The following is a 10,889-nucleotide window of genomic DNA, read 5'->3' on the forward strand; positions in this document are numbered from 1 at the left end:
CGGTTATTTCGGCTATGTACAATAAGTTCACTGAATCGGGGCCTCAGCCTAGTGTACACTTCACCACTGCTCGCAAGGCGGAACCGGGTCCTAATGAATTGTTCATTACCAACCGTTTTACTTTAACGGGAACGGTAAAGGACCCATCCTGCTTGCAGCTTTTTCATGGGGCATGCCATTTACCAGGGCATTATCCTTACTCCAGTGTCGGAGTAGTGACTAAAGCGGGGCTTGGAGCAGAGCATCGCGTAGGCCAAGCTCTTGTGTTTTCTCCTCATTATACAAAGGATGTATGTGTCCCTCTGCACAGTGGGGTGGATGGTCAGATCTTTATTTCCAACGACTTAGACCCTGTGACAGCTGCGTTTGTTCCTATGTTTTGTGTGGCACTAAATGTGTGTGAAGAGCTGGCAGATGAAGGCATTAAAACGGTGGAACTGTGGGGAATGGGACTGCTAGGAAAGCTTTTATTAAGGTTGCTTGAGCAGGATGAAGATTTGAGCTTCAGTGTTGAAAAGAAGGAGGCCAAGGATGAGATTTGGGCCGGGTTAAATAGCGGTGTGTGGGACTGCGAGGAGAGAGCCATTGTTGCACTTGATTCGGACCTGCTCTCGCAGGTTCAACGGCATTCGGCTTTAAAAAACGATCCACCAGACCAGCACATACAATTTATTGATCTGACAAGACCTGGAATACTTAAGGAATCCATAACGCATGACCGTATTCAGGAAATCTCTCGCAGAATTGGGAAGCAAGAGCTTGAAGTAACCAGCCTAATTGCCCAACATATTCATGCGGAACATATGGAGCAATTTATCAGGCAAGCGGCGGAAGGCTTTTTTGAAGGGAAAACTGTAGTCTATGACTGGTAGAGGAGGTTCGTCATGCAGTTGACACAAGGTGTTATGGATGTACCCGCACTCGATATTGCATTTTCTGAGCAGGAGCGGCGTATCATTATGGAGCGAATTGATGATTGTCTGTCGAGAGGAGCGTTGAGTCAGGGTAGGTATGTACAGGAGCTGGAGGAACGTTTTGCCCGGTATGTAGGAGTTACTCATGCCATTGCGGTTAATTCGGGTACAAGTGCGATTGAAGCGGTAATGAGAGTGCTCGAAGTAAAGGGGCAGGAAGTGCTGGTTCCGGCAAATACGTTTATTGCCACGGCTTCCAGTGTCCTGTTTGCCGGAGGGCATGTTCGCCTTGTTGATATTGATCCCCGTACATTCTCGGTGTCGCTGGCTGAAATAAAGAAGCAGGCCACAAGTCGTACCCGAGGGGTTATTATCGTACATATTGGCGGAATTGTTACACCGGAGATTGAAGAAATCAGGCAATGGTGCGATGAGCAGGGGCTCTGGTTATTTGAAGATGCCGCTCATGCACATGGCAGCAGGATGGCTGGAAAAGGTGCGGGAGCTTTCGGAATTGCCGGAAGTTATTCCTTTTTTGCCACGAAAATCATTACCTCGGGGGAAGGAGGGATCATTGTCACAAACGATCATTCAATGGCTGAGAAGCTGCGAATGTTCCGCAATCATGGCAAGCCCCAGCCCTGGGAGACTTACCACACCTCGCTTGGCAACAATTATCGAATGAGTGATATCACAGCTACGATAGCGCTTACCCAGTTTGAGCGACTCGACGCGATCATTGAACAACGGGAAGCGATCGCCAACCGTTATACTTCCTTCTTTACGAAAAATCTTCCTGATTTCGAGATTGTGATGCCGCAGGACAGATGCAGTTGGTATAAGTACATTGTTATAGTGCCTTTGGACGTTGATAGTTCCGATTTGAAGGACAGACTCAAGGAGAAAGGCGTTTCGCTCCAAGGGGAGGTATATGCAACGCCGCTTCATAGGCAGCCGATCGCTGCTTCCCTACAGTTCAGTGGGGAATATCCGCTAGCGGATGATTATTGTCGGCGTCATATCTGCTTGCCGATTTATCCCAATTTGACTGATGAGCAGATCGATTATGTTTTGGCTGTATTCTTAAGTGTGGTCGCAGAGTTAAGGGGGCAGCAATGAAAGAGGGCATTATTATTGATAATCTGAGAAAGGTCTATCGCGTCCCTGTAAGAGAACATGGGTTAAAGCATGCGTTTAAAAGTCTGATCAAAATGGAATACAACGAAGTTGAGGCGGTAAAAGGTATCGACCTCAGGGTTGAGCCGGGAGAAATTGTCGGGTTCATCGGACCTAACGGCGCGGGAAAGACAACCACGCTGAAGATGCTCTCCGGTATCCTGTATCCGACATCAGGCGACATTTCCGTCTATGGCTTCAAACCGTGGGAACGCCAACATAAGTTTCTGCGCAACATCAGTATGGTAATGGGGAACAAATCGACGTTAACCTGGGATATTACGGTCGAGGACTCTTTCTTTGTGATGAAGGAAATATACGGAGTCTCTGATGCTGATTTTAAACAAAGACTCAATGAGCTAAAAGAACTGCTGGATATAGGGCATCTGCTTAAGAATCAGGCGCGGAATCTCTCTTTGGGAGAACGCTCCAAGTGTGAATTAACAGCAGCGTTGTTACACCAGCCACGTGTATTGTTTTTGGATGAGCCTACTTTGGGGCTAGATGTCAGCATGCAGCTGCGGCTTCGCAGTTTTATCAAGGAGTATAACCAAAAACATGAGACAACCATCCTGCTTACCAGTCACTATATGGAGGATATTTCTTCCCTTTGTAAACGGGTTGTACTGATCAATCAAGGCAAGCTGTTATACGACGGATCTCTGGAGCAGCTGAGCGGTAAAATAGCTCCCTACCGCATTCTCAAAGTCAGTTTTATGGATGAAGACGTAACGGGCACAATTGAAGAGCTAAAGGAGAAGTTTACTGACAGCTTGCAGGTCATGGAGCTTGCGGAAAGCTACGTATTGTTTAAGATTCAGAAGGAAGCTGTACCTGAGATTGTTTCAGAAATCTTTAATAGCTATTGCATTGGAAATGTAACAATCAATGATGCTCCAATCGATTCTGTAATTGATGAAGTGTATCGAGAGGGGAGGCTCCTTTGAATTTTCGCGGAGGCTTTGCGCTGATACGTAGGACTATGTTCGGGTTTATGGCTGAGAAAGGGTTTTTCTGGACATTGACGCTTGGTTGGATGATGGGACCTATCATCTATATGTTTGTTTGGACCGTTGCTGCGGGGGATGGGAGCATAACCGGGTTCACTCAGCAGGATTTTGTGAGGTATTATATTCTGTTAATTCTTGTGAACCAGCTGACCTACCCTACCTCACACTGGACGGTCGGCGATCAAATCTATGGCGGCAAGATGTCGATTGTATTGTTGAGGCCGATATCGCCTTTTTACGATGTGGTTGCGTCAGATTTGGCTGTCAAAATCGTCTGTATGCCTTTTGTTATATTTGTTGCCGGCGTGGCTGCCATTTTTTTGAACTTCAGACTGGCTATATCCGGTCTGGACTTGCTGGTGGCCGTTTATCTTCTTCTCATGGCTCAAATAATCAGATTTATGCTGGCCTATACACTTTCCCTGTTTGCATTTTTCACCAATAAAATCAAGTCCTTGCTTTCTATTAACGACACCCTGGTATTTTTGCTGGCCGGACAGGTAGCGCCTTCGTCGTTGCTTCCGGGATTTATGCAGGATATCTCGGATTATTTGCCTTTTCAATATATGATCAGCTTTCCGATAGAGTTTTCCCTTGGAAAGTTGGATCATTCACAGCTTGTTTTTGGCATAATTGTTCAATTCATTTGGGCGGTCGTTATCATATTATGTAACCGTTTAGTGTGGAAAAAAGGGATTCGTGCATACATGGCCGTGGGAGGGTAGGGAACATGCTGAGATATATGCGTTTGCTGAGATTGTTTTTCTCTACAGCGCTTCTAAAGGAAGCGTCATTCCGCGGTGACTTTCTAATCAAAATTTTGTATACCGCAATTAATTTAACCGGGACGATTGGCGGGATCGCGATCCTCTTTTCCAACACAAATTCGCTTAACAGTTGGACTTTTGCGGATACGCTGGCATTATCGGGCGTTTACTATTTTATTTTGGCAATGAAAAATCTATTTGTTGGTCCAAGCCTTGGCTCATTAGCCGGGATGGAAGGGGAGCTATGGACTGGAGGATTTGATTTAACACTGCTCAAACCGATTGAGACCCAATTTTATGTGAGCACGAGATACTGGTCTCCGCTTAATCTGTTTGATGTTATGGTGGGAGTAGCGGTGATGGTGCTTGGCGTTTCTCAAATGCAAGAAGCGATAGGAATATCCACTTGTCTGATGTTTGTATGGGCCATTTGCAATGCTTTACTGCTGTTGTACTCAATACTGCTATTATTAAGCTCTTTGGCGTTTTGGTATGCCGGAAGTCCGATGTTGAGTATATTCGACAGTATCATGCAGATGGGTAGATTTCCGGTCAATGTATATCAGAAACCAATCCAATTGGCGCTTACCTGGATCGTTCCTGTCGCCTTTATCGTTTCTATTCCTGCAGAAGCATTAGTGGGCAGGGTAAGCCTGTCCTATTTATTCGGAGGCAGCTTGCTAGCTGCGGTTTTGCTAATGTTAGCCAGTGCGTTTTTTAAACGAGCAGTGAAAAAATATGCAAGTGCTTCAAGCTGAGGAGGATTCTAAGTGGACACTTCTTCCATATTTGATTTGATTTATTTCAATTACTTGAATAATCCAGGGCTTACGGCCATTGATTATGAAGGATCAACGATCTCTTATGAAGAGCTACGGCAGGAACTGGAGCACAGTAGTGAGAAGCTGGATCTCGCGGGGATCCGGCCCGGGCACAGAGTTGCCTTAGCCGTTGCAGACAAATCTGCTTTTATCATGCTGTGGCTTGCATGCTGGCATACGGGAGCCGTTCCGATCCCATTTGAACCTGTGAAGAACTTACCGGAACTGGAGAGAATGCACTCGTCAAGCCATTGTCAGTATTTAATTTGCGATCCAATTGATTCGGAGGGCAGCAGTCAGCTTGAGCTCGTACTCAGAGTACCGATGTTTATTTTTAGGACTGCGACGCTTTTTTTACAGGCAGATAAGCAGTCTGATGAAGATATTGCTTTGAATTTTTATACCTCAGGAACGACTGGACCGCCTAAATGTGTACAGTTCAGCCATCGGGCCATCTACAATAATGTAATGGCTATCTGTAGAGGGCTTGAGATTACTGCAAACGACAAGCTGTTCACACCGATTTCGCCGTGGCTGCCCGCGACGCTAACCACTGTAGTCCTACCGGCCCTCTGTGCCGGTGCTACATTAATCATGTCGAAGGGAACAATGCCTGCTAGAATTTGCGAGCAGATCAATCGCAAAGAGGTAACGATTCTTTTTGCGGTTCCCTATATGTATGCCTTGCTTAATGAGTCAGTCGTGTCATCCTCAAGTGTAGCTTGGGATAAAGTGAGACTGTGCATCAGCTGTTCTGCCCATCTGGACGCAGCGACTTTTAATGACTTTTATAAGCTATCGGGCAAGTCTATCCGTTCATTGTTCTGTTCATCCGAAGGTGGGGCAATTGCCTATAATCCTTCAAATGAGCAAGAACTGATCAGAGATTCGGTGGGACAGCCACATCTGGGAGTTTCTATTCGGCTGCTTGACCCGGAGGGGCACGAAGTTGCTCATGGAGAGGAGGGAGAGATATGGGTCAGCGGCGCTCATATATCGTGCGGGTATTACGGGCAGCCAGAGTTGCAGGCAGAGGTCTTTCAACAGGGTTGGGTACGTACGGGTGATCTGGGAAGGTTGGATGAGGCTGGGTATCTGTATTTGTCGGGGCGGCTTTCTGATAACATCAATGTCGGCGGACATTTGGTAAATCCGGCAGAGATTGAACAAGTCCTGCTGCTCCATAACGGCATTAAAGAAGCACTTGTATATGGTGTTTCCGATAAATACTATGGCAGCAAGCTGATTGCGGAGATTGTGCCGCTGGATGCCCAGGTATCAGCCGATGATATTATCAGATTCTGTTCAGCGAGACTTGCGGCATATAAGGTGCCTAGAGTAATCAAGTGGACAGATAACATTCCCAAGGGTCGCTATGGGAAGAAGCTGAGAAATCAGAATCAAGCAGCCAGTCACATCCTGACGCCATGAGATTTCTGGTGACAGGTTGCAGCGGTTTTATCGGGAGCAGGTTAACAAGCAGTTTACTGGAACAGGGACATGCTGTCAGAGGGCTTGTATTGCCGAAGGAAAAAGGCGTTGGCGAAACACTTGCAGAATTGGGTATGGAACTGTGGGTAGGCGACGTTCTGAACCCTGAAACGATGGATGGCATAGGGGAGGATATTGATGTCATCTATCATCTTGCCGGCAAACATTCTGGTTCTGTGTCCCGGATGAGGCAGCTTTATGTAGAGGGGACGCGGAATCTGCTGGACCAACTTTTGCGCAGCGGAACGTATGGCAAGTTCATTGTAGCAAGCAATGGGGCTGTATATGGAAGCGACAACGTTTGTGTGGCCGATGAATCTGTACTGTGCCATCCCGTTCATCCATTTGGAAGAATTACACTCGAAATGGAGCAGCTGGTCCAGCAATACTGCACCCATGCGAAATTTTCTTATATCATTCTCAGGATCGCTGAAGTGTACGGCCCGCTTGAGCATAATTATATCCGGCAATTAATGCGCTGCACTCAGATGCTGGGGAACGGACGCAGTTACTCATCTAAAGTGCATATTGACGATGTTATTTCAATGATGCAGTTGGCCTGGAGCAATCTTATTGTTCAAGAGATTTATAACGTGAGTGATGATCTTCCTCTAACACAGGAGGAATTGATAAAAGAGGTTCGGAAATATGCTCAACTGTCTGAAATACAATGGATTTCTCCTGAGGCTGTCACTGAGCGTATCAGACTAAGTATACATGGTTTACGCGCCCTTTCCGTACGTATGGGAAACGAAAAGATAAAAAAGAATGCCGATGTACGGCTGGCATACCCTACTTACGCCCATGCGATTCCTTATTTAATCGAAGAAATGTCCAATAGAAGCGAGGTGAATAGTTTGTGAGTCCGCCAAGAATTATGCTTCTTCCAAGCCCCCCTAGCTCCGGTTCTGTAGGATCAGTAAGCAAAACGCTGGGCATTGCCAAGGTTCTGCAAAGCCAAGGTTGCACGGTCAGCTTTGTGATTGGCGGCAAGCTTGCTGAATTTGTCCGAGCCAACGGCTTTCAGGTTTATGACTATCCGATTCCGCTTCCTTCAGCGAATTCCGGAGATGTTCGCAGTGCTGCCGATTATGTGGAGTGGACAGGGATGGCAGAATCGGGCTTTATCCGTCAAGCGGTTGAGGCTGAACTGAAGGCGATACAGGCTTTTAAACCCAACGCTATATTTGCCGAGTCTCGTCCGAGTGCTTCCATTTCAGCTGCCGTGGCCCAGATTCCCGCTTTGATGATTGCGAGCTGGCCAAGCCATCCAGCCTTCCCGGCCAACCTACAGTATCCGGGATCTGCCAAAGCTATCGCCGCTTTTAACGAGGTGTTGGCGGATTATTCACTGGATTCTGTTTCCAATCTGGCTGAATTATTATTTTCAAGAGCAACGATTAAAATGGCACCGACACTACCGGAACTGGAGCCGGAGCTGGCTGCGTTGAAGGAGTGCGATTTCGCCGGTTACATTCTGGATTTGGAGGCAAGACAATCTTCAAATCTGCAGTGGCATCCGGACTGGCAGGACAAGCCGCTAATTTTTATTTATTTAAGCGTTAGTGCCATTCCCCCTTTAATTTATATTGAGCTTGTCAAAGAGATCTTTGACAAGCAACCCTACCGTGTTGCCTGTTTATGCGGATTTCATTATGAGCTTAAGGCGCTTCCTGACCATACCGACAATATTCAATTCCATTGGTTTATCCCGGCTGCTGAAATTATGCCGGAAGCAGCTCTGGTAATCTTTCATGGCGGACAAGATACTATGCTTACGACAATGCTGCATGGACTTCCGAGCATAACCATTCCCGGTCAACATTTTGAACGGGACTATAATTGTACGCAGCTCCAAAATCTTGGGCTCACTTATAAACTACCCGTTCAAGCATTCAGACCAAGCCGTATCCGTAAGATTGTTGAGACAGCGTTGAACGATAATTTGGCTGAGCTTCGCGGGCATTATAGGTCCAAGCTGAGGACTTTAAGCGGAACTGAGAATTGCTGTGCTGCATTGATCGCACTGGCACAAAAAAATAGCTGGCAGGTGTAATTTATGAAGATATCTGTTCCATATAACGGCGATATCCAGCTTATTGACGAGCTGGGCGGATACGAATATATCAGCTGCTTCTTCGGTGGTTCTTCTAAGGAGGGCTGTGGAAGCGGAAGATCGGCTGCGGCAATGCCGATAAGTACGCGGAGCAATATTGAACAAGCGGTTAAGCGGGCCCATATGTACAACAAAGAGTTTAACTATTTGATGAACAGTTCCTGTCTCGGCAACAGGGAATATGAGGATGAAGGCTACCGACAAATTGTAGATCAAATGGATTGGGCTGCTGAAATAGGTGTAGATTGGATCACCTTAGCCAATCAGCTGCTTGTGGATATTTGCAGGAGAAGACATCCTGAGATCAAAGTGAGCTTGTCCTCCTTTGCGGTGGTCGAAAGTGTGGAACGGGCAAAATACTTTGATTCAATGGGCGTCAAAGAGATCACAGTGAGAGAAAATATAGCCAGAGATTTCAGGCTGCTTGAACGTATACAGAACAGCGTTGAATGTGAAATCCAGGTCATTGTCAATCAGACCTGTCTCTATGAATGTCCAATGCAGGTCTATCATGACAATGTAATGAGCCATGGCTCATCCAACCGTGGAACGGATAACCAAAGCTTTATGGATTATTGCTCCGTCAAATGCACTTACGAGAAATTTAATGATCCAGGGAATATCATGAAGGCGCGCTGGATCAGGCCTGAGGATTTGGCGGAATATGAGAAGATAGGCATACACCGTTTTAAGCTGACAGACCGGTCAAAATCTACTGCCTGGCTGTTGCAGGCGGCGAAAGCCTATCATGATAGGCAGTATCCGGGGAACTTGGCTGATATTTTGAACATCGTTCACACCAACCATCGCAGAGCCGCCGGTGCGGTTACACGAGAAAAGGCGGTTTTTTCCCGGCAAACGCAGCAGAGCCGCCAGAGCATCCGTGCCCTGACCTTATTGGATGTTTATCTTGACAATTCTAAGCTGCAAGGTTTTATTGATTTTTTCAAAGAAGTCGATTGCCGGTCGCTGGATTGTGCGGTATGCGGGTATTGCGATCAATTTGCCGTTGAAGCCCTTTCGTTTCCTGATCCTTCTGCCCGGACCAAGAGCTTGAACATGCTGCAGCAGCTGGTACAAGATACGGCAGAGCGGCAACCAAAGGTTTTCTGAGAGGAGATAAAAGCATGCAGAACAAGGAGATTCTGGGTAAGCTGGCCGCTATTTTTTCAGAGGTCTTGAGCAAGGAGGTTACAATGGAGGAACTGGATGCGCAAGCGGATTTACTTGAAGCGTTCCATATGGATTCACTGATTGCTTTGCAGATTATCGTTAAGATTGAACAGCAGCTTGGAATCGTCATTGAAGATGATGACCTGGCACTGGAACTATTAAATGATACCGGAAAATTGACGGCATATATTGAGGGACAGTCGGAAAGGGTGAGCAGCTGACGATGAATCTTTTGTTTCTTTCTGAAGGTGCTTATTTTGCCTATTATCAAGGGGCCGTCAAGGCTAACCGTGCAGTATTCGAATCCCTGGCTGCCAGGGGACATCAATGTAGAGTAGTCCATCTGGTAGACCAGGAAGATTCTCTGTTACAGGTGGAGGAACAGCTGCAGGAGCATGGGGTAAACGATATTATTCGTTCCGCGCATAGTCTTCAGGGTACAGTAAATGGTGTAGAATGCCATTTCACCACGAGTGTTATGCTGTTATACAGAACAGCAGGGGATTTGATGAAAAAAGGCAAGCCGGACGTGGTTCTTGTGAATATGGCTTACCACACCATGGTTGCTGCGGGAATAAAGCTCGTGGCTGGAAGCGCATCAAAATTGGTTGTGATTTGTCATGATGTGATCACTCTCCCTTTTGGGCCGCATAGCTGGATCGAAAATCCGCTGCTCCGACAGGAGCTTGCCCAGGTCTCCGGCTTTATTGGTGACAGTGATTTCGTAGCTCATAATATCACCGAATGGGGTAGTTATACCAATGCTGTTTCGCTACGTTTCCCAATTTATGGGGATGGTATTTTTCCAACCTTTCATAATTTCAACAGAGGATACATCGCGATATGCAACCCTACAGAGATAAAGGGTTTATCCATTTTTCTGAAGCTGGCTCAAGCTTTTCCGGACTATCCTTTTGCTGCGATAATTACATGGGGCGATTTGAAGCAGGAGGAACAATCCGCTTTACGTGCTCTGCCTAATGTGACACTGCTTGAACCGGAGCGCGAGATGAATTTGATTTTTGAACAGGTACGAGTGTGGCTTCATCCTTCCATCTGCGCTGAAGCTTTTGGGCAGACAGTAATTGAAGCGATGCTAAGAGGTATTCCTGTTATTGCAAGCGACCAAGGCGGCCTCATGCAATCGAAATGCAAGGTTGACTATAATCTTCCGGTGACGCCGATTACGGAAACTTACAAGGATGAAGCAACAGGACATACAATGCCGGTTATTCCCGAACAGGATACTGCCATATGGGTGGAGACTTTGCAACGGCTGCTGACGGACAGGACACTCTACGAATCCATTTCTGCAGCCTCTAAAGCTGCCGCGCAGGAATTTATAACGGAGGCCCAGCCTGAAAAATTCGAACTGTATCTGGAGAATATGCTGCAATCCGAAATGTCAGCAAGGTGAGGTG

11 protein-coding genes are annotated in these 10,889 nt (G+C 46.7%); all 11 read left to right on the forward strand.

Annotation, left to right across the window (positions count from 1 at the left end; translation table 11 throughout):
- Positions 1-14 precede the first annotated feature (14 nt).
- The 11 genes from NSQ55_RS11550 to NSQ55_RS11600 are packed head-to-tail and all read left to right on the forward strand — an operon-like array spanning position 15 to position 10,885.
- A complete protein-coding gene (locus NSQ55_RS11550; protein WP_076129929.1) occupies positions 15-872 on the forward strand; it encodes a hypothetical protein in 858 nt (285 codons plus the stop codon).
- 12 nt (positions 873-884) lie between these two features.
- Complete coding sequence (locus NSQ55_RS11555; RefSeq protein ID WP_218641646.1) at positions 885-2,033, forward strand: DegT/DnrJ/EryC1/StrS family aminotransferase; 1,149 nt, start codon at positions 885-887, stop codon at positions 2,031-2,033.
- On the forward strand, positions 2,030-3,037 hold the full coding sequence (locus tag NSQ55_RS11560) for an ATP-binding cassette domain-containing protein (protein ID WP_076129930.1): 1,008 nt from the start codon (positions 2,030-2,032) through the stop codon (positions 3,035-3,037). Before NSQ55_RS11555 ends, NSQ55_RS11560 begins: the two co-directional genes overlap by 4 nt.
- The gene (locus tag NSQ55_RS11565; RefSeq protein ID WP_038570104.1) at positions 3,034-3,825 is read left to right on the forward strand and encodes an ABC-2 family transporter protein; all 792 of its coding nucleotides are present in this window, start codon (positions 3,034-3,036) and stop codon (positions 3,823-3,825) included. The genes NSQ55_RS11560 and NSQ55_RS11565 overlap by 4 nt, the downstream gene beginning before the upstream one ends.
- 5 nt (positions 3,826-3,830) lie before the next feature.
- On the forward strand, positions 3,831-4,625 hold the full coding sequence (locus NSQ55_RS11570) for an ABC-2 family transporter protein (protein ID WP_036685913.1): 795 nt from the start codon (positions 3,831-3,833) through the stop codon (positions 4,623-4,625).
- Between the two features lie 12 nt (positions 4,626-4,637).
- Positions 4,638-6,119 carry a class I adenylate-forming enzyme family protein gene (locus tag NSQ55_RS11575; RefSeq protein WP_339173425.1) on the forward strand — a complete coding sequence of 494 codons (1,482 nt, stop codon included), beginning with the start codon at positions 4,638-4,640 and terminating at the stop codon, positions 6,117-6,119.
- A gap of 8 nt (positions 6,120-6,127) precedes the next feature.
- Positions 6,128-7,042: an NAD(P)-dependent oxidoreductase gene (locus NSQ55_RS11580; protein ID WP_339173428.1), complete on the forward strand. Its 915-nt coding sequence runs from the start codon at positions 6,128-6,130 to the stop codon at positions 7,040-7,042.
- Positions 7,039-8,235: a nucleotide disphospho-sugar-binding domain-containing protein gene (locus NSQ55_RS11585; protein WP_076129933.1), complete on the forward strand. Its 1,197-nt coding sequence runs from the start codon at positions 7,039-7,041 to the stop codon at positions 8,233-8,235. Before NSQ55_RS11580 ends, NSQ55_RS11585 begins: the two co-directional genes overlap by 4 nt.
- 3 nt (positions 8,236-8,238) lie before the next feature.
- The gene (locus tag NSQ55_RS11590; RefSeq protein WP_339173431.1) at positions 8,239-9,408 is read left to right on the forward strand and encodes a peptidase U32 family protein; all 1,170 of its coding nucleotides are present in this window, start codon (positions 8,239-8,241) and stop codon (positions 9,406-9,408) included.
- Between the two features lie 14 nt (positions 9,409-9,422).
- A complete protein-coding gene (locus tag NSQ55_RS11595) occupies positions 9,423-9,689 on the forward strand; it encodes an acyl carrier protein (RefSeq protein ID WP_036685924.1) in 267 nt (88 codons plus the stop codon).
- Between the two features lie 2 nt (positions 9,690-9,691).
- Positions 9,692-10,885, forward strand: a complete 1,194-nt coding sequence (locus NSQ55_RS11600; protein ID WP_339173433.1) for a glycosyltransferase — start codon at positions 9,692-9,694, stop codon at positions 10,883-10,885.
- Positions 10,886-10,889: the final 4 nt, after the last annotated feature.

It is taken from the genome of Paenibacillus sp. FSL H7-0943, assembly GCF_037963265.1.
GTDB classification, from domain to species: domain Bacteria; phylum Bacillota; class Bacilli; order Paenibacillales; family Paenibacillaceae; genus Paenibacillus_AQ; species Paenibacillus_AQ odorifer.

Coding starts and splice junctions, on each gene's coding strand:
- NSQ55_RS11550 (WP_076129929.1), top strand. CDS start 15: ATGTACAATAAGTTCACTGAATCGGGGCCTCAGCCTAGTGTACACTTC.
- NSQ55_RS11555 (WP_218641646.1), top strand. CDS start 885: ATGCAGTTGACACAAGGTGTTATGGATGTACCCGCACTCGATATTGCA.
- NSQ55_RS11560 (WP_076129930.1), top strand. CDS start 2,030: ATGAAAGAGGGCATTATTATTGATAATCTGAGAAAGGTCTATCGCGTC.
- NSQ55_RS11570 (WP_036685913.1), top strand. CDS start 3,831: ATGCTGAGATATATGCGTTTGCTGAGATTGTTTTTCTCTACAGCGCTT.
- NSQ55_RS11590 (WP_339173431.1), top strand. CDS start 8,239: ATGAAGATATCTGTTCCATATAACGGCGATATCCAGCTTATTGACGAG.
- NSQ55_RS11595 (WP_036685924.1), top strand. CDS start 9,423: ATGCAGAACAAGGAGATTCTGGGTAAGCTGGCCGCTATTTTTTCAGAG.
- NSQ55_RS11600 (WP_339173433.1), top strand. CDS start 9,692: ATGAATCTTTTGTTTCTTTCTGAAGGTGCTTATTTTGCCTATTATCAA.